17 protein-coding genes are annotated in these 18,178 nt (G+C 71.7%); 13 read left to right on the top strand and 4 right to left on the bottom strand.

Going from position 1 to position 18,178, the window contains the following annotated elements; all coding sequences use genetic code 11:
- The first annotated feature begins 5 nt into the window (after positions 1–5).
- Entirely contained in the window at positions 6–1,199 is a 1,194-nt protein-coding gene (locus QM634_RS04525; RefSeq protein WP_415041581.1) for a THUMP-like domain-containing protein, read from the top strand.
- Between the two features lie 6 nt (positions 1,200–1,205).
- Here the strand turns inward: QM634_RS04525 and QM634_RS04520 are convergent, their stop codons facing one another.
- On the bottom strand, positions 1,206–2,537 hold the full coding sequence (locus QM634_RS04520; protein ID WP_415041580.1) for a PQQ-binding-like beta-propeller repeat protein: 1,332 nt from the start codon (positions 2,535–2,537) through the stop codon (positions 1,206–1,208).
- A 96-nt stretch (positions 2,538–2,633) separates the two neighbouring features.
- On the opposite strand from QM634_RS04520, the gene QM634_RS04515 reads away from it, so the two are divergent.
- Together QM634_RS04515 and QM634_RS04510 are read left to right on the top strand one after the other, a co-directional pair.
- Positions 2,634–3,383 carry an acyltransferase gene (locus QM634_RS04515; protein ID WP_415041579.1) on the top strand — a complete coding sequence of 250 codons (750 nt, stop codon included), beginning with the start codon at positions 2,634–2,636 and terminating at the stop codon, positions 3,381–3,383.
- A gap of 68 nt (positions 3,384–3,451) precedes the next feature.
- Positions 3,452–3,865 carry a VOC family protein gene (locus QM634_RS04510; RefSeq protein ID WP_415041578.1) on the top strand — a complete coding sequence of 138 codons (414 nt, stop codon included), beginning with the start codon at positions 3,452–3,454 and terminating at the stop codon, positions 3,863–3,865.
- On the opposite strand, the gene QM634_RS04505 is transcribed toward QM634_RS04510, so the two are convergent.
- From QM634_RS04505 to QM634_RS04495, 3 genes are read right to left on the bottom strand one after another with little or no spacing between them, the layout of a single operon-like run.
- Positions 3,862–5,130, bottom strand: a complete 1,269-nt coding sequence (locus tag QM634_RS04505; protein ID WP_415041577.1) for a glycosyltransferase family 4 protein — start codon at positions 5,128–5,130, stop codon at positions 3,862–3,864. The two genes, QM634_RS04510 and QM634_RS04505, sit on opposite strands and share 4 nt — an antisense overlap.
- Complete coding sequence (locus QM634_RS04500) at positions 5,127–6,680, bottom strand: 1,4-alpha-glucan branching protein domain-containing protein (RefSeq protein WP_415041576.1); 1,554 nt, start codon at positions 6,678–6,680, stop codon at positions 5,127–5,129. The genes QM634_RS04505 and QM634_RS04500 overlap by 4 nt, the downstream gene beginning before the upstream one ends.
- The gene (locus QM634_RS04495) at positions 6,677–7,459 is read right to left on the bottom strand and encodes a class I SAM-dependent methyltransferase (protein ID WP_415041575.1); all 783 of its coding nucleotides are present in this window, start codon (positions 7,457–7,459) and stop codon (positions 6,677–6,679) included. Before QM634_RS04495 ends, QM634_RS04500 begins: the two co-directional genes overlap by 4 nt.
- Positions 7,460–7,542: 83 nt before the next feature.
- Here QM634_RS04495 and QM634_RS04490 point away from each other — a divergent pair, with 83 nt between their 5' ends.
- The 10 genes from QM634_RS04490 to QM634_RS04445 form a co-directional block, all read left to right on the top strand.
- A complete protein-coding gene (locus QM634_RS04490) occupies positions 7,543–7,956 on the top strand; it encodes a hypothetical protein (RefSeq protein ID WP_415041574.1) in 414 nt (137 codons plus the stop codon).
- 183 nt (positions 7,957–8,139) lie between these two features.
- On the top strand, positions 8,140–8,922 hold the full coding sequence (locus QM634_RS04485; protein ID WP_415041573.1) for an electron transfer flavoprotein subunit beta/FixA family protein: 783 nt from the start codon (positions 8,140–8,142) through the stop codon (positions 8,920–8,922).
- A gap of 43 nt (positions 8,923–8,965) precedes the next feature.
- Positions 8,966–9,922 (top strand): electron transfer flavoprotein subunit alpha/FixB family protein, encoded by a 957-nt coding sequence (locus QM634_RS04480; protein ID WP_415041572.1) that lies wholly within the window; start codon positions 8,966–8,968, stop codon positions 9,920–9,922.
- A gap of 145 nt (positions 9,923–10,067) precedes the next feature.
- Complete coding sequence (locus QM634_RS04475) at positions 10,068–10,919, top strand: GNAT family N-acetyltransferase (RefSeq protein ID WP_415041571.1); 852 nt, start codon at positions 10,068–10,070, stop codon at positions 10,917–10,919.
- Position 10,920: 1 nt separating this feature from the next.
- On the top strand, positions 10,921–11,859 hold the full coding sequence (locus QM634_RS04470; protein ID WP_415041570.1) for a lysophospholipid acyltransferase family protein: 939 nt from the start codon (positions 10,921–10,923) through the stop codon (positions 11,857–11,859).
- On the top strand, positions 11,850–12,143 hold the full coding sequence (locus QM634_RS04465; RefSeq protein WP_415041569.1) for a hypothetical protein: 294 nt from the start codon (positions 11,850–11,852) through the stop codon (positions 12,141–12,143). Before QM634_RS04470 ends, QM634_RS04465 begins: the two co-directional genes overlap by 10 nt.
- Before the next feature lie 113 nt (positions 12,144–12,256).
- Complete coding sequence (locus QM634_RS04460; protein ID WP_415041568.1) at positions 12,257–12,688, top strand: hypothetical protein; 432 nt, start codon at positions 12,257–12,259, stop codon at positions 12,686–12,688.
- Between the two features lie 85 nt (positions 12,689–12,773).
- Positions 12,774–14,255 (top strand): MFS transporter, encoded by a 1,482-nt coding sequence (locus QM634_RS04455; protein WP_415041567.1) that lies wholly within the window; start codon positions 12,774–12,776, stop codon positions 14,253–14,255.
- An 8-nt stretch (positions 14,256–14,263) separates the two neighbouring features.
- Complete coding sequence (locus QM634_RS04450; protein ID WP_415041566.1) at positions 14,264–17,716, top strand: BTAD domain-containing putative transcriptional regulator; 3,453 nt, start codon at positions 14,264–14,266, stop codon at positions 17,714–17,716.
- Between the two features lie 128 nt (positions 17,717–17,844).
- The coding region (locus QM634_RS04445; RefSeq protein WP_415041565.1) for an FAD-binding protein at positions 17,845–18,178 on the top strand (334 nt) is incomplete at its 3' end.

Below are 18,178 nucleotides of genomic sequence, written 5' to 3'. Positions count from 1 at the left end.
TTCGCGTGATCACCACCGACGACGTCGCCTTCCTGCGGTCGCGGCACGGGGTCAAGGCGTTGGAGAACGCCGACCGGTTGGCCCTGACGCCGGACTCGCTGATCGCCGACGTGGCGGAGCTGCGGGCCCGGTACGGGCAGCGGGCGGCCGCGCTGGCCGAGACGGTGCGCTGCCGACGGCGTGCCGTCGGTCGGCTGCGCGACCCGCAGCACTGGCTGCTCACCGATGAGGCCCTGCAGCAGGCGACGGCCTCGGTGGTCGCCGCCCATCGGGCCGCCGAGATCGCCCGACGGTTCCCGGGCGCGGTCGTGCACGACGTCACCTGTTCGGTCGGTGCCGAACTGATCGAACTCACCGCCGCCGCCGGGATCGGCGGGGTCCTGGGCTCGGACCTGGACCCGGTGCGCCTGGCCATGGCCGCGCACAACGTCGACGGGGCCACGCTCCTGCGCGCCGATGCGCTGACCCCGACCTCGACCGCCGACGTGCTGATCGCCGATCCGGCCCGGCGCAGCGGGGGCGCGCGCACCTTCCGCATCGACGGGACCTCACCGCCGCTGCTGGACGTCCTCACCCTCTATGCGGGTCGCCCGCTGGCGGTCAAGTGCGCGCCGGGGATCGACTACGGCACGCTGCGCGCCCGGTTCGGCTTCGACGGGCAGGTGCAGGTCGTCTCCCTCGACGGCGGCGTGCGCGAGGCCTGCCTGTGGACCGAACTCGACGACGGGGTGGCCCAGCGCGCCACGGTCCTGCGCGAGGTGGACGGTCGGCTGCACGTCGAAGAGGTCACCGACCTCGAGTCCGACGACGCCTCTGTCGGACCGCCCGGCACGTGGATAGTCGACCCCGACGGCGCGATCGTGCGCGCCGGCCTGGTCAAGCACTGGGCCGCGCGGCACGGCCTGTGGCAGCTCGACCCCAAGATCGCCTACCTGAGCGGCGACGCGATCCCGCCCGGCGAGCGCGGCTTCGCGGTGCTGGAGCAGGTACCGATGAAGGAGAAGCCGCTGCGCAAGGCGCTCGCCGACCGGGGCTGCGGGAGCCTGGAGATCCTGGTGCGCGGCGTCGACGTCGACCCCGACCAACTGCGCAAGCGGCTGCGCCTGAAGGGGACGACGGCACTGACCCTCGTCATCACCCGGATCGGGGCGCGCGGGGTGGCCTTCGTCTGCGAGCCGGGCGTGCGCCGGCCCTACTGACCGGGGCTACTTGCCGATCTCGGCCTTCGAGTCGAAGAAGTACACCTTGCCGATGTGCGTGCCGACGGCGATCTGCCCCTTCGGCGAGACCGCGACGCCCGTGGTGAAGCCCTTGGCGTCCGGCAGCGGAAGGGTGCGCAGCGTCTTGCCGTCCGTCGCGGAGACCTCCATCAGGGCGAGGTTGTCGTCGGCCTGGCGCACGACCGTCCACGCGGTGCCCGAGTTCGTCAGCGTCGAGAGGCTGGCGGTCTTCAGGTCGTCGCGCGACCACACCTGCTCGGCCTTGTCGCCGCGGTCGGCGAGCATCCGCAGCGGGCCGCCCAACGGGCCGGTGGGGATGATCTTGCCGTCGGGGGTGGCGGTCAGCGTTGCGAAGCCGGGATCGCCGTAGTCATAGGTCCACTTGGTCTTGCCGTCCTGGGCGTGCAGGGCGACGAGCTTGCCCAGCCGACTGAACGCGTAGACGGTCTGCCCGTCGGCCGAGACCGCGGCCGGTCCGACGATTCCGCCGGGGATGTCGGCGTGCCAGGCCTCGCGGACCTCCCGCTTGCCGTCCACCTCGCCGTAGTCGAGCGCGCGGACCTGGGAGGCGATCGCGCCCTGCGGCCAGAAGTTCAGGTAGGCGCGCTGCCGGTCGAAGTCGACCGCGGCCGGGGCGGGGATGCCGCAGCGGGGGCCGCTGACGACACAGTCGCCGAAGCCGGCCATGGCGTCGTCCGGGTTGGCGTCGGCGCGCAGCCGTACCTCGGGGGCGGCGAAGGTCGCGTCCTGTGTGTTGAGCAGCAGGATCTGTCCCTGCGTGGTGGCGAGGAAGACGACCGACGGCGCGGCGAACTTGGCCGACACCGGCACACCGATCACCGGCATGCGCCAGCGGATCGCGCCGCCCGCGGTCCAGCCGAGGAACATCGTCTGCTCGCCGACGTACGGCTGGTCGAACTGGTCGATCAGCGAGGACTGCACCTCGATGCCCGGGCGCATCCGCTTGCAGTAGTTTAGCCGGCCGGCGCGCGGATCGAGGACCATCCAGTTGCAGCCGTCGGCGGTGCTGCTGGTGACGTTGACGTTGGACTGGTTGGAGACGGTCACCGGCGACGAGATCGGGCCGCCGGTGGGGCGGGTCCAGCTCAATGCGAGGTCGTCGGGGACCTCGGGGTAGGCGAAGTTCGTGTTGCCGGCGTTGCCCCCGTAGCTCGACCAGCCGGGGCTGGCGAGCGACTTGACCTGGACCTGACCGTCCGAGCAGGCGACCAGCGCGACGGTGGTCGCGGCGGCGGCCACACTCACCGCCGCCCGCACGACGCGGCGGGCCATGGTCGGCCGGGGTCCTCGCGACATCGAGTGCTCCTTCGCATGGGGTCTGCCGACGGGGGTCCGTCGGGGTGCCCAGTGAGCCTATCGTGTCCGATTTCGCGCTCCACTAAGGTTTCTCCCATGACCACGATGTGGAACGCCTCGTACCGGGACCGGTGGCGCGCCGGGCGACGGCGCGACCCCGACCAGGTGCGGTTCCTGACCCTCGACTCGTTGCGCTGGGTACTGGCGAACCGTGCCTACACGCCGTGGTACCTGGTCCGCTATCTGCGCCTGGCCCGATTCCGGTTGGCCAACCCGCACGTCGTGCTGCGCGGCATGGTCTTCCTCGGGAAGGGGGTCGAGATCCATGCGACGCCCGAACTGTCCCGGATGGAGATCGGGCGCTGGGTGCACATCGGCGACGGCAACTCGATTCGCGCCCACGAGGGCAGCCTGCGCATCGGCGACAAGGTCGTCTTCGGCTGCAACAACGTCGTCAACTCCTACCTCGACATGGAGATCGGGGCGTCGACGCTGGTCGCCGACTGGTGCTACATCTGCGACTTCGACCACAAGATGGACAGCCTCGAGCTGCCGATCAAGGACCAGGGCATCGTCAAGGGGCCGGTGCGGATCGGTCCCGATACCTGGGTCGCGGCCAAGGTGTCGGTGCTGCGCAACACGATCGTGGGCCGCGGCTGCGTCCTGGGTTCGCACGCGGTCGTCAAAGGGGTGATCCCCGACTATGCGATCGCCGTCGGGGCACCCGCGCGAGTGGTGCGCAACCGCAAGGACGACTGGGAGGCCAACGCCGCCGAGCGCGCCGAGCACGAGCGAGCCCTGGCGGATATCGAGCGCAAGAAGAAGGCGGCGAAGAAGGTCGGGTGACCGCGGTGCGGCCGGGGGGTTCCGTCCGGCCCCGATTACGCGCACACTCGAAGGCGAGGTGATCGACGATGGCATTCCACGCCTACGTGTTCTTCAGCGGCAACTGTGCCGAGGCCTTCCAGTTCTACAACGACGTGTTCGGGGGCGAGCTGTCCCTCATGCGCAACGGTGACGCCCCGCCCGATGCCCGAATGCCCGGCGCCGGCGACTCCGTCGTGATGCACGCATCGCTCAAGGTGGGCGACGGGTTGCTGATGGGTTCGGACGACCCGTCTGGCGACGAGGGTCGCAAAGTCGGGTTCACCGTGTCCTACACGGCGCCGAGCGCGGCCACGGCCGGCGAGGTCTTCGCGGCGCTGTCCGACGGCGGCGAGGTGACGATGCCGATCCAGGAGACCTTCTGGGCGTCGGCGTTCGGCATGTGCACCGATCGGTTCGGCGTGCCGTGGATGATCGACACCGACGCCGAGCCGAAGGCCTAGCCGAGGGGCTGGTTGGGGTCCCGCTCGGGCAGTGGTCGCTCGACGATGTTCGGCCGGCCGATCGGGTGCCGGACGCGCCGCTTGGCGGCCAGGTAGACCCCCGCGGTGCGCTCGGCGACCGTGCGCCAGGAGAACTCCTCGGTGAGCCGGTCGTAGGCGCGCTGGGCGCGCTGCTCGGCGGCCGCCGGATCGTCGAGGGTGGTCCGGACCGCCGCGGCGAGCGCCGTCACGTCGGCGGGTGGGAAGGTCATGCCGGTGACCGTGTCGGTGACCGCCTCGCCCAATCCACCCGCGGTGGAGACCACCAGGGGGATGCCGGTGGCGGCGGCCTCGAGGGCGACGATGCCGAACGGCTCGTAGCGGCTGGGCAGCACGATCGCCGCGCAACGGTGCATCAGCGCGATCAGTTCGGACCGCTCCACCGGGCCGACGAAGTCGACCGCGCCGACGACGCGGTGCTTGCGGGCCAGTTCCTGCAGCCAGTCCAGCTGGGTGCCGGACCCGGCGATGGTCAGCGTCGTGCCGGGATGGGTGCGTCGGATCCGCGGCAGCGCGGCCAACAGGTCCTGCACGCCCTTCTCGTACTCCAGGCGGCCCGCGAACAGCAGCTCGGCGGGGCCGCCCTGGGCCGCCCGCGGCGAGTGCGGCCACTCGTCGACGGCGATGCCGTTGTGGATGACCTGGATCTCGGCCAACTCGGGGCCGAAGAGTCGGCTCACCTCGTCGCGCATCGACGTCGAGCAGGTGATCAGCGCGTCGGCCTCCCGCGCGAGCCACCATTCGACCGAGTGCACCTGGCGATTGGTCTTCGCGGCCACCCAGCCGCTGTGCCGCCCCGCCTCGGTGGCGTGGATGGTGGCGACCAGCGGTACGTCGAAGAACTCGGCGAGCGCGATTGCCGGGTGTGCGACCAACCAGTCGTGGGCGTGCACGACGTCGGGCGTCCACGCCTCGCCGGTCCCGTCGTCGCGCAGCAGCCGCAAGCCGGCGCGGATCATCGCGTGCCCCATGGCCAGGGTCCACGGCATCATGTCGGTGCCGAAGTCGAACTCGGGCGGATCCTCGGCGGCGGCGATGATGCGCACCCCTTCGGCGGTGGTCACCGTCGTGGGGTGTGTCATCGCGTCCGACCCGGTCGGCCGGCGCGTCAGCACGACGACGTCGTGGCCGATGGCCGCCAGCTCGACGGCTAGGTTGTGCACGTGGCGGCCCAATCCGCCGACGACGACGGGCGGGTACTCCCAGGAGACCAGCAGCAGCTTCATCCGCCGACTCCCTTCGTGTATGCCTCCGGCCCGGGCAGGCGCCGGGCGTCGAGGTCGGCGAACAGGTTGTCCGCCGCGAACCAGCCGTCGGCCAGCGACCGCGCGGTCGACTCGCGTCCCCGGGCGGCCGCGTCGGCGATCTCCCGCGTGGCGTGCGCGTGCTTGTGGGCCCGATCGGTGGCGTAGCCGCCGGCCGTGTCCTTGGACACCATAAAAGGCCAGTCGGAGGCGACCGTCATCAGGGCTTCGCGCAGGATCTGGTCGTTGACGCGGTGGCGGACGGTCGTGGGGTCGGCGTTCTTGTCGACGGCGGCGAGCGCGGTGTCCACCACCTCGGCGTTGAGGTCGACGAAGTGCTGCACCTGCGGGCCGGCCCACACCCGCCAGTCCTTGCCCGACCCCCACGACGACGCGGGCAGGTCGACCGGCTCGCCGACGAAGCCCTCCGCGCGCGCCGTGGCCAGCGAACACACGCGCACGCCGGCATCGGGGAGACGGCGCAGCACGCGGTCGAGCCAGACGGGCCCCTCGTGCCACCAGTGGCCGAACAGCTCGGTGTCGAAGGCGGCGACGACGTGCGCCGGTCGCCCGATGCGCTCGGACTCGGTGATCAGCCGGTCGCGCACCGTCGCGATGAAGTCGTCGACGTGCTTGTCGATGACCGGGTCGACGCGGTCGGGGTCGTAGGGCGCCTTGTCCGGCCCGTCGACGGTGCGACCGGTGACGCGGGCGAGTTTGAGCCCCGAGTCGTGGTCGTAGGTGTGGAAGTCGCGATAGGCGGCGTGCCCCGGGTACCCGGACTTGGGCGACCACACGCGGTAGCTGACGGTCAGGTCGCGGCCGAAGGCGACGACGTCGGTGTCGCCCACCGGGCGCCCGAGGGCGGTGTCTCCGTGCAGGGTCGGGCCGTCGACCATGAAGTGCCCGACGCCGGCGTCGGCGTACTCGTATTCCATGCCGGGGTCGAAGGCGCACTCGGGAGCCCAGATGCCGACGGGGGTGCGCCCCCAGCGACGATGGGCATCGGCGAGCCCCTCGGCGAGGGAGAACTGTCGCAGGCGCTGGTCGAGGAGCGGGGCGAACGGGTGGGCCAGCGGTCCGCCGAGCAGTTCGATGATCCCCGACGACAGGAGCCCGCGGATGGCGGGCGACGCGCCGTGGCGCCAATGCTGTTCGAAGTCCGCCAGCGCCGCGGCCGCGGCGCGGTAGTGGGCGGTGCCGGCGGCCGCGCGGACCGGGTCGCGGTCGGTGGCCAGTTCCATCGCGCGCAGCTGCCAATTCGCCAGCCACTCGTACATCGACGAGGTGCAGTGCGGGTCGTCGAGCTGGGCGGCCAGCACCGGGGTGATGCCCAGCGACATCACGTCGGTGAAGCCGTCGTCGGCGAGACCGCGCAGCACGGCGAACACCGGCTGGTAGCTCGCCGCCCACGATTGGTAGAGCCATTCCTCACCCACCGGCCAGCGGCCGTGGTTGGCCAACCACGGCAGGTGTGAGTGCAGGACCAGGGTGAACCGGCCCGGCACCTCGGCGGGGGAGGAGAGACTCACCGGCGGACTGCGATCGCGAGCAGGTCCAGGCTGGCGTCGACGTCGCCGGGGCGGATGTCGAAGTCGGCGGTGGTGACGGCGGCGACGTCGGCGGCCAGCGCGGCCGGCCACGGTTCGTCGGCGAGGGCCCGTTGGATCTGTGCGTCGATGATCGATCCGTCCCACTTGGCGTCGAGCTCGAGCAGTCGCGGCCCGTGGTGCACCCCGAGCATCCGGTCGACGGTGAACCCGCCGTCGACGAGGAGTTCGGTGAGCTCCATCGCGTTGAGCTCACGGGTGTGGAACGGGTTGACCGGGGTGTCGCTGTCCGGGGTGAAGGTGATCCGGTTCGGCGTCGACATCAACAGCCGTCCACCGGGACGCAGCACGCGGTGGCACTCGGCGACGAAGGCAGGCTGGTCCCACAGGTGCTCGATCACCTGGAAGTTGACCACGACGTCCACCGAGCCGTCGGGGAGTGGGAGGTCGACCAGGTTGCCCTGGTGGACGGTCAACCGCGGGTAGCGCGCCCTGGTGTGTTCGACCGCGGACTGGTCGTAGTCGACGCATACGACGCCACGCGCCCGGCGCGACAGCAGATCCGCGCCGTAGCCCTCGCCGGAACCGGCCTCCAGGACGTCGAGGCCGTCGACGAGGTCGCCGATGTACTCGTAGGCGACTTCGTGCCGCCGGAACCAGTAGTTCTCCTCCGGGATGCCGGGAACCGTTCGTTCCCCGGTCAACGCCAGCGTGGCGGCCGGATCGGGGGTGGTCGCATCAGATCGTGGTGATTCGCTCATCACCTGATGAGGGTAGTCGCCCGCCGCGAACTGAGTATCTCTCCCCATGTGCGCGACCCGCCGCCGTCGGCACGATGAAAGACATGACGATCACCACCGACCACACTCCCGTGCCCGCGCCGCCCCGCCCGTACCCGTATCCGCCGGTCCCGGCCCCGCGCCGCCCGATGGGGGCCGCGCGGATCGCCGACCTCGTCGCCACCGTCGTACTGAGCCTGATCGGGCTCACCGCGGCGTTGCTGGCCGCCTACCTCACCCTGTTCTTCGCAATGGCGACCGACGGGTGCTCGGCGACCAACTGCCGCACCGACCTGGTCGGCTGGGCCTACCTCGTGTCCTGGGGCGGCGCGGGCCTCGGCGTCGCCGTGATCCTCGCCGGGGTGATCGCGTCCGCCGTCCGCCGCCGGGTCATGTTCCTCTGGCCGCTGCTGGGCACCGCACTCACCGTCGGCGGCTTTCTGCTCGGGGTCTCGTTGGCCTCCAACGTCGTCTCCTGACCCCGGCCCGGAGTCGGTGTGCCCCGCGGAGGCCGTCGGGACAAACGCCCGGGCGCGACTGCGTCGAATGTGAGGTACACCGCGTTCGCGCCGCGGGGGCGACACGTTAGAGTGTTGGGCGACCCTAATGGCCTTACCCGCTGGTAAGACGCCTCACCCGATGCAGGAGGTCGACGTAGACCCATGACAAACATTGTCGTACTCATCAAGCAGGTGCCCGACTCTGGCTCGGAGCGCAAGCTCAACGACGGCGATTTCACCCTCGATCGCGAGATCGACCCGGTGATCGACGAGATCAATGAGAAGGCCGTCGAGGCCGCGCTGCAGATCCAGGAGGCCAACGGCGGCGAGGTCACCGTCCTCTCGGCGGGCCCGGACAAGGCCACCGAGGCGATCCGCAAGGCGCTGTCCATGGGCGCCGACAAGGCCATCCACATCCAGGACGACGCGCTGCACGGCTCGGACGCCGTCCAGACCGCCTACACCCTGGCCCGTGCACTGGGCACCGTCGAGGGCGTCGAGCTGGTCATCGCCGGCAACCAGGCCACCGACGGCGGCGTGGGTGCCGTTCCGGCCATGATCGCCGAGTTCCTCGAGCTCCCGCACCTGACCGCGCTGCGTTCGCTCACCGTCGACGGTGAGAACCTCAAGGGCGAGCGCGAGACCGACGAGGGCATCTTCTCCGTGGAGGGCTCGCTGCCGGCCATCGTCAGCGTCAACGAGAAGATCAACGAGCCGCGCTTCCCCTCCTTCAAGGGCATCATGGCCGCCAAGAAGAAGGAGATCGCCGTCGTCTCGCTCGCCGACATCGGCGTCGAGGCCGGCGAGGTCGGCCTGGCCAACGCCGCCACGTCCGTCTCCTCGGTGAGCCCCAAGCCCGCCAAGCAGGCCGGCGAGCGCGTCACCGACGAGGGCGACGGCGGCACCAAGATCGCCGAGTTCCTGGTCGCGCAGAAGATCGTCTAGTCCCACCCTCCCAATCGACATCTGAAACCTCAGGAGAGAAAACATGGCTGAAGTACTCGTTCTCGTGGAGCGGGACACCGAGGGTGGGCTGAAGAAGGTCACCTCGGAGCTGATCACCGCCGCGCGTGCGCTCGGCACCCCGTCCGCGGTCGTCGTCGGCGCACCCGGCAAGGCCGATGCGATCCTCGGCGACCTGGCCGCGGCCGGCGCCGAGAAGATCTACGTCGCCGAGTCCGACGAGGCCGGCAGCGTGCTGGTCTCGCCGGTCGTCGACGTGCTGTCGACGATCGCCGAGCAGGCGTCGCCGGCCGGCATCATCGTCGCCGCCAACACCGACGGCAAGGAAGTCGCCGGCCGCCTGGCCGTGCGCCTCGGTTCCGGTGTCCTCGCCGACGTCATCGAGGTCAAGGAGGGCGGCAACGCCGTCCACTCGATCTTCGGTGGCGCCTTCACCGTCGACGCCCAGGCCAAGGGTGACGTGCCGATCATCTCGGTGCGCCCGGGTGCCGTCGAGGCCGCCCCGTCCGCGGGTGCCGGCGAGCGCGTCGACATCGCGGTTCCGGCGCAGGCCGAGAACGCCGTCAAGATCACCGGTGTGGAGCCGAACGTCGGTGGCGACCGCCCCGAGCTGACCGAGGCGTCGATCGTCGTCTCCGGTGGCCGCGGCGTCGGCAGCGCCGAGAAGTTCTCGGTCGTCGAGGAGCTCGCCGACTCGCTCGGTGCCGCCGTCGGCGCCTCGCGTGCCGCCGTCGACTCGGGCTACTACCCGGGTCAGTTCCAGGTCGGCCAGACCGGCAAGACCGTGTCGCCGCAGCTGTACATCGCGCTGGGCATCTCCGGCGCCATCCAGCACCGCGCCGGCATGCAGACGTCGAAGACCATCGTCGCGGTCAACAAGGACGAGGAAGCGCCGATCTTCGAGATCAGCGACTTCGGCGTCGTGGGCGACCTCTTCAACGTCGCGCCGCAGCTGACCGAGGAGATCAAGAAGCGCAAGTAAACCGCGCGCTGTTCACCCGCCGAACCCCCGGCCGACCCCACAGGTTGGCCGGGGGTTCGCGTTGGGGGCGCAATTCACCTCGACGACTCCGACACGTCACGGTCAGGAGGCCTCGGCGTCGCCCGCCGCCGATTCCATGGGCCTCATGACAGTGATGAATGAACCCACCGTCGCCCCGGTGCCTTCGGATCCCGCGGCCACCACGACCACCAGCCGTCGCCTGTTCGCAGGCGGCGGCTTTTCTGTCTGGCTCTCCACCGACGCCGACGACGTCCTGGCGGCCCAGCGCCTGCGCTACGAGGTCTTCACCGCCGAGTCGGGCTTCTCCTCCGCGATCGGCGACCCGGTCACGCGCCGCGACGCCGACTACTTCGACGACTACTGCGAACACCTCCTGGTGCGCGACGACCAGACCGGGGACCTCGTCGGCTGTGCCCGGCTGCTCTCACCGCTGCGTGCGATCGCCGCCGGCGGCTGGTACAGCGCCGGCGAGTTCGACCTGGACGAACTCCACCCGATCGCCTCGCGGACCGTCGAGATGGGGCGGGCCGCGGTCGCGGTCGGGCAGCGCAACGGCTCGGTGACCGCGCTGATGTGGGCGGCGGTGCTGGCCTATGTCGAGGAGACCGGCCACTCGCACCTGATGGGCTGCGTGTCGGTGCCGCTGTCGACTCCGGGGGCCGAGCGGGGCAGCGCCCTGCGGGGCATCCGCGACGAACTGCGCAACCGTCACCGCGCACCCTGGCAGGTGTTCCCGCACGGGGGGTCGATCGTCGACGGGGCGCGCCTGGACCACATCGCGCCGCCCGAACGGCTCATCGTGCCGCCACTGCTGCGCGGCTACCTGCGGCTGGGTGCGCGCGTGTGTGGTGAACCGGCGATCGACCCGGTCTTCGACTGCGGCGACTTCCTCACCGTGCTCAGCTCGGACGAGGCCGATACGCGCTACCGCCAGCGCCTGCGGGACACCGTCCGCCGGCTGAGCGAGCAGGCCTGACATGACGCACCACGCCTGGTACCCGGTCGCCGAGTGCAACGGCGACTGCCTGCGGCCGCCGCGGACGGCCGCCGGTCGTCTGCGGACCGTCATGCGCGTGGTCCGACTGCTGGCCGTCGCGCTGATGCTCGCCGCGCTCGCCCCGGTCGCCTGGCGGGTGGCGCCGCAGCGCCGACACCGCCTGGCCGCCTGGTCGTCGCGCCTCATTCTGAGTGCCCTGGGCGTGACGGTGGTCGTCGACGACCGACGCTTCGGCGACCGTCCCGAGCAGGTGGATCCGCGGCTCCCGGTCGGCGGTCTCATCGTGGCCAACCACGTGTCCTTCCTCGACATCCTCGCGATCGCGACCGTGGCCCCGGCCCGCTTCGTCGCCAAGTCCGAGGTCCTGCAGATGCCCGGCTTCGGCGCACTCGCCCGCCGCGTCGGCGTCATCGGCATCCGCCGCGCGTCCCTGCGCGAGCTCCCCGCCACCGTCGACCGCGTTGCCGACGCCCTGCGTGCGGGCGGCGCGGTGGCCGTCTTCCCGGAGGGCACCACCTGGTGCGGCGCCGACCGGGGACGGTTCCGCCCGGCCTTCTTCAGCGCGGCCCACGCCGCGGGCTCGCCGATCATGCCGATCACGCTGACCTTCGCCGAGGACGACGGCCACCACTGTCCGGCGGCGGCGTTCATCGGCGACGACTCGCCGGTGGACACCCTGCGCCGGATCATCGCGGTGCGGGCGATGACCATCACCGTGACCGCCCACCCGGTGCACCTGCCCACGCCCGACCGCAGGGCCGACGCCCGCGCCGCCGAGGCCGTCGTCCTGGGTCGGGACCACCGGTCGGATTCGATTGGCGCGCAGCGGGATTGCCCGTCGACGGCGGTCCCCGTGCCGGACCGATTCACCCGAATCCGAACGCCCGCAACGGCGTCGCCCGCCTCACCGTGGCCGTGACCAAGCGGTTCGGCGAGCAGCACGGCCCCGACCTGTACAACACCGGCTTCACCCCGTGGGTGAAATGGTCGGCCCGCGATCGGTCCAACGCCGAGGTGAAGGGCCAGAACTGCCAGATCGAGATCCAGTTCCCGGGCACCACCAAGGCGACCTACAAGAGCGCCGCTTGCCAGGGTGAGGTCGGCGTGGGCGACCGCATCTACCGCAAGCCGGGCGCGTACACGATCAGCGTCGTCGACCGGGTTTCCGGCGCATCGGGGTCGAAGTCCTTCCGGATCGAGTGACCGGGACCGAATAGTTCCCCACGCCGCGCCGCGTTGCGCGCCGATCGCCGATCGGCGGGCCCGCGTGCTTGTTAGCCTCGAGCGCAGACCCGGTGGCGAGGAGGCGGACCAGAATGAAGCACAGGGTGGGCGCGGTGGTCGTGTCGGCGGCCGTGGCGATGGCCGTCGGCGCCGCTCCGGCGCAGGCGAGGTTCGCCCCGCCGTTGGGCGACTTCGGCAGTCAGGCGCCGCCGCCGGGCAAGCTCGCGCCCCGCGGGAGCGTCACCAAGGTCGTCGCCGCGGTCCGCAACATCGGCGGCTCGGGGGGATACGCACCGCTGGTGAGTTGGTCGGCGCGTAACGCGAAGGGCGCCGCGGTCCCCGGGAACCGCTGCCGGATCGAGGTGACCTTCCCCGGCCAGCGGTGGCCGATGTATCCGTCGACAGCGTGCCAGGGCTCGGCGGCCTTCCCCAACCGCCGCTACACGGTGCCGGCGAAGTACCCGATCACCGTCGTCGAACGCACGTCGGGCGCCTTCACGACCGTCACCTTCGAAATCGGCTGACCGCGCCAAGCGGCCGCCAAGGGCGCTCCAAGCGCGCCCGGACACCCTTCTCGTCGACAACACATCGACGACGAGGAGTCTTCTCATGTCCGCACCCGCGGGCCGCTTCAGCCGGTCCCAACGCATCACCCTGACGGTCGTCTGCGCCGCCACCGCGATGCTCATGCTCGACATCGCGGTGGTCAACACCGCACTGCCGACGATCGCCCGGGAATTCGACGCCGGCATGAACGCCCTCAAATGGGTGGTCGACGGCTACACGCTGGCGCTCGCGACAATCGTCCTCACCGCCGGTGCCTGGGCCGACCGCATCGGGCGCCGCCGGGTCTTCCTCGTCGGGACGGTCGTGTTCACCGTGGCGTCGGCGGCCTGCGCCGTGGCACCGGGAATGGTGACGCTCAACGCCGCCCGCATCGTCCAGGGACTCGGCGCGGCGCTGCTGTTCGCGACATCGCTGGCCCTGTTGGCCGACGCCTTCCCGGGAGCGGTCGAGCGCAGCAAGTCCCTTGCCGCCTACGGCGCGACCATCGGCGGCTCCTTCGCCGTCGGCCCCCTGCTGGGCGGCGTCCTCACCGACACGCTCGACTGGCGGACCATCTTCCTGGCGAACGTCCCGGTGGGTGCGGCCATGCTGCTGGGCACCCGCTGGGTGGCCGAGTCGCGCAGCACGGCGCCGCGCCGTGGCGACTGGGCCGGCCAATTGGCGGTGATGGTCGGCCTCGCCGCGCTGACCTACGGCCTGTTCGAGGCGAGTTCGCGCGGGTGGGACGACGGCCTCACGCTGGGCGCGTTGACGCTCGCGCTGGTCGCACTGGTGGTCTTCGTGGCGGTCGAGCGCCGGGTGGCGGCCCCGATGATGCCGCTCGGCATGTTCGCCAACCCCTCCTTCGCGGGTGCGCAGGTCGCCACCTTCGCCATCTCGGCGTCGATGTTCGCCGTGTTCGTGTACACGACGATCTACCTGCAGGGCGTCCTCGGGCTGTCCGCGATCGGCGCCGGCCTGGTCTACCTGCCCGGCACCATGGCGATGTTCGTGGCCGCCGGGATCACCGACCGCATCCTCGGTCGCGTCGCCCCGTGGGCGCTGCTGACCGGCGGCATGGTCGCCGTCGCCGTCGGACTCGCATGGATGACGACCTGTGGCACCGACAGCAGCAGCTGGGAGCTCGTCGGCGGCTTCACCCTGGCCGCGGTCGGCGCCGGTGTCTTCAACCCGGTGATGAGCGGGGTCGTGCTGGCCGAGACCAGCAGTGACGACTCCGGCTTGGCCGCCGGCATCAACGACGCCTTCCGTCAATCGGGTATCGCCGTCGGCGTGGCCGCCCTCGGCGCCTTCTTCCCGGCCCGGTCGGTGTTGCACGGCGGGTCGCCGGAGGCCTACGTGGACGGGCTGCACGTCGCACTGTGGTGCAGTGCCGCGGTGGCCCTGGTCGGCGGCGTGGTCGTCGCCGTGGCCATGCGGCGGGCCCGGGCGACGTCCGGCGAGGCGGCTGCGGGCGATGACGGCCTTGCGGCCTCCCGCGAGATCCTCGATCCCGCTTACACTTTGACGAACGTCGGGGAGTAGGAGCGTTGGTGGCGCGAGAGTACGCGGTTCTGGGTCCGCTGGAGGCGCGCTGCGAGGGGGCCGCGGTCGAACTCGGCCCACCCAAGCAGCGCGTCGTCCTCGGCGCGCTGCTCGCCGCTCGCGGCGGGGTCGTCTCGGTCGACCGCCTCATTGACACCGTCTGGCCCGACGACCCGCCGGAGGCGGCGACGACCAGCCTGCAGGCCTACATCTCGAATCTGCGGCGCCTGCTGCGCGGTGCCGCGGGAGACCGTTCGCCGATCGAACGGGTGGCCGGCGGCTACCGGCTCGACGTCGGTGACGATGGGGTCGACCTGGTCGACTTCCTGGGCCATGCCCGTGCCGCCCGCGCGGCCCGCGAGGACGGCCGCTGGGACGAGGCGCTGGCGGAGGCGGAGGCCGCGTCGGCGCTGTGGCGCGGTGAACTCCTCGGCGGCGAGGCGGACGGGGCCGACTGGCTGGCCGCCGAGGCCCAGTCGTTGCGCGAGACGATGGCGGCCGTCCGCGAGACCCACGTGAGCGCGCTGCTCGCCGACGGGGACGTCGGCGCCGCGCTGGCCGAGACCGTCGCCCTGCGGGCCGCCGAACCGTTTCGGGAGCGGGCGGTGTGGCTGCACATGGTCGCGCTGTACCGGGCCGGTCGTGCGGCCGAGGCGCTCGAGGTGTTCACCGGTCACCAGCATCGCCTCGACGACGAGCTCGGGTTGGATCCCGGTGCCGAACTCGTCGAGCTGCACGGTGCCATCCTGCGCCAGGACCCGGTGATCGCCGCGTGGCCGCGACCGGCGCACTGGTCCGGCGCGGTGCCGGTCCAATCGCCGACCGAAGCCGCCGTGCCGCCGATCGCCGCCACTCCGGGCGGCGATGCGCCCATCGCGGTTCCACTGGTCGGCCGCGGCGATCAGATGACCCTGCTGCGCGAGGCCGCCCTGCACCCGCAGACCCGGTGGGCGGTGCTGACCGGACCGGCCGGCATCGGGAAGACGCGCCTGGCGCAGGAGGTCGCGGGCCTGGCCGCCGAGGCCGGGCAGACCGTCGTCTGGGTGCGCTGTCCCGACAGCGAGGGCGTGCCCGCGTGGTGGCCGCTGCGGCAACTGTGCCGAGAGCTGGGGGCCGACCCCGAGGACGTCCTGGCCGTGCCCGAGGGCACGAGCGCCGACACGATGCGGTTCGGCGTCTACGAGCGGGTCCAGCGGCTCGTCGAGAAGTCGGCCGGCGACTGTCCGCTTCTGGTGATCGTCGACGACGTCCAGTGGGCCGATCCGATGACGCTTGGACTGCTGTCCTACCTGGTCACGGTCCTGCGCGACGTGCCGGTGACCGTCGTGGCCACGCTGCGCGACGGTGAGGGCGGGCCCGATGTCGAGCGCTACCGCGAGGCTGTGTCCCGCGGTGGAGGCGCCATGATCGCCGTGCCGAGCCTCGACCGGGACGGGATCGCGCGCCTGGTCCGCGAGGTCGGCGACGCCGAACTGGACCCCGATTCGCTGGACGTGCTCGCCCGCCGCACCGACGGCAACCCGCTGTTCGTCTCCGAGTTCGCCCGCCTGCCGGTCGAGCAGCAGCGCGCGGAGATGGTCCCCGACGCGGTGCGATCGGTCCTGGACCGACGGCTCGGCTCCCTGGACCCGGCCGTGCTCGAGGTGATCGGCCACGCGGCGGTGGTCGGCGAGGAGGTCGACGTGCCGTTGCTCGCCGCGGTGTGCGGGCGCGACCTCGACGAGGTCGCCGACATCCTCGACGAGGCCGTGGACGAACGGATACTCGTGTCCGACCCGGCCAACGGGCGCACCCGCTTCGCCCACGCGTTGCTGCGCGACCAGGTGCTGGCGACCATCCGCCCGCTGCGCCGGTGCCGGATCCACCTCAAGGTCGCCGACGCACTGGCGTCCTCGTCGGCGGCGGACGCGAAAGCCCGCCGCGCGGCACACCTGCTGGACGCCGTTCCCGTGTCCGATGCCGGGGCCGTCGTCGCCGCCTGCCGCGCCGCCGCCGACGACGCGATCCACCACTGGGACTCCGAGAGCGCCGCGCGCTGGCTCGACGCCGCGCTGCGGACCCGGGAGACCAGTGACCCGGACGCCGCCGACATCGACGACCTCCTCGTCGACCTGCTGGCCGCGCAGGGGCGGGCCGGCCACCTCCAAGAGGTCCTGCACACCGCCGAGGATCGACTCAACCGGGCGATTCGGTCGGGCACGACGACGACCGCGGGGCGCGTCGCCAGCGCGCTGATCCGGGCGGCGGGGGCGTGGCCGTGGATCGGCCCGCACGTGGACAACGAGAGCCTGCGCGCCGTGCTGGCCGACACCGTGGACTTCGTCGCCGGCGATGCGCCGAGCCTGGCGCGCGTCCTGGCCGCGACCGGGATCGGGGAGAGCTATTCCACGGATGCGGACGTGCCGGCCCGGTTGCTCGCCCGTGCCGTTGCGATCGCCGACGACTTGCGGGACGACGCGATCACCGCCGATGTCGTCCTCGCCAAACTGATCACCTACTCGGGGGTCGCCCCGTTCGCCGAGGAGTCGCTGCGGTGGGCCGAGCAGATGCGCGGCCTGACGCACCCCGGCCGCGAGGTCGACAACGTCATCGTCGACACCCTGCTCACCGAGGCCACGATGATCCGCGGCGACATCGCCGCCACCGAGGAGCTGACGCGCCGGGCGATCGTCGGCAGTGAACGATTGCGGCTGCCCATCGTCCGTGCGCAGTTGCGGTGGATGCAGGCCTCCCTGGCGGTCTGGCACGGCGACTTCGAGCTGGCCAGGGAGCAGTTCCGCACGGCGGTCGCGGTGCACGAGGACACCCAGCTCTACGTCGCCGGCAGCAGCGCCCTGGCGATGATGGCGCTGGCCACCGAGCAGGGTGTGTTGGGGGAATTCCTCGACACCGGTGACCTGTCCCCGGTGCAGTGGGCCCGAATGATCCTCGAACAGTTCACCGACAACCAGGTGATGGTCCTGCTCGCGGCCGGCGTCGCGGCCATCGCCGGTGCGCAAGGTGATCGCGAACTGGCCGAGTCGATGGTCAGGCGCTGGGTGGCCGATGACCGTGCCATGGTGTGGACCTCGCTGAGCAACGCGGTGTTGCTCGCCGGCGTGGTGGCCCGACTGGGTCTGGTCGAGTACGCGCCCCCGCTGCGCGACTACCTGTACGACTTCCGCGACTGCATCGCCATCACCGGCCACGTCGGCTGCGTGGGCCCGGTCGCCCTCCAACTCGCGGAGCTGGCGCTGTTGCTCGGCGATGTCGACGACGCGAAGGCGCAGCTCGTCCGGGCCCGCGATCTCGCGGAGAAGGGCGACGGCGTGCCGTCGATCCTGCGCTGCCGCCTCCTGGAGGCGCGGCTGGACCCCGGTTCGCCGACCTACCGCCAGACGCTCGGCGACATCGAGGCGCAGGCCCGCGAGCTGGGCATCGAGTCCGTGGTCGAGGCCGCAAGCGCCCTGCTGGCGCACTGATTCCGGTTCTCCAAGTCGTCGCCAAGTGGTCTGCAAGGACCCCGGGCGACCGTTGAGTCGCGGCCCGAGAAGGGGCTTCCCCGCCGGCGCACCGCCGCCCGCGGGCACGACCGACCAGAGAGAAGACCATGAACGATGCCAACAACGCCCCCGACCTCGACGACCTCCGCCGGCGCGTACGCGGTGAGGTGCACGGTCCCGCAGACCCGGGTTATCCCACTGTCGGCTTCAACGTTGCCGTCGATCGCCGACCGACGGCCGTCGTCGACGCCGCCGACGCCGACGACATCGCGACCACCGTCCGCTTCGCCGCGGCGCACGGCCTGACCGTCGCCGTCTTCGCCACCGGCCACGGCGGCACCCCCGTCGGCGACCGGTCGATCCTGGTGCGCACCGGTGCGCTGGACACCTGCACGGTCGACCCGGGCGAGCGCACCGCGCGCGTCGGCGCCGGCGTGCGGT

Origin of the sequence: Gordonia sp. (in: high G+C Gram-positive bacteria) (genome assembly GCF_047606305.1) — a bacterium.
In the GTDB taxonomy this organism is placed as follows: Bacteria; Actinomycetota; Actinomycetes; order Mycobacteriales; family Mycobacteriaceae; genus Gordonia.
Note: the sequence above shows the minus strand (reverse complement) of the source record. Positions and strands in the feature narration are given on the sequence as shown.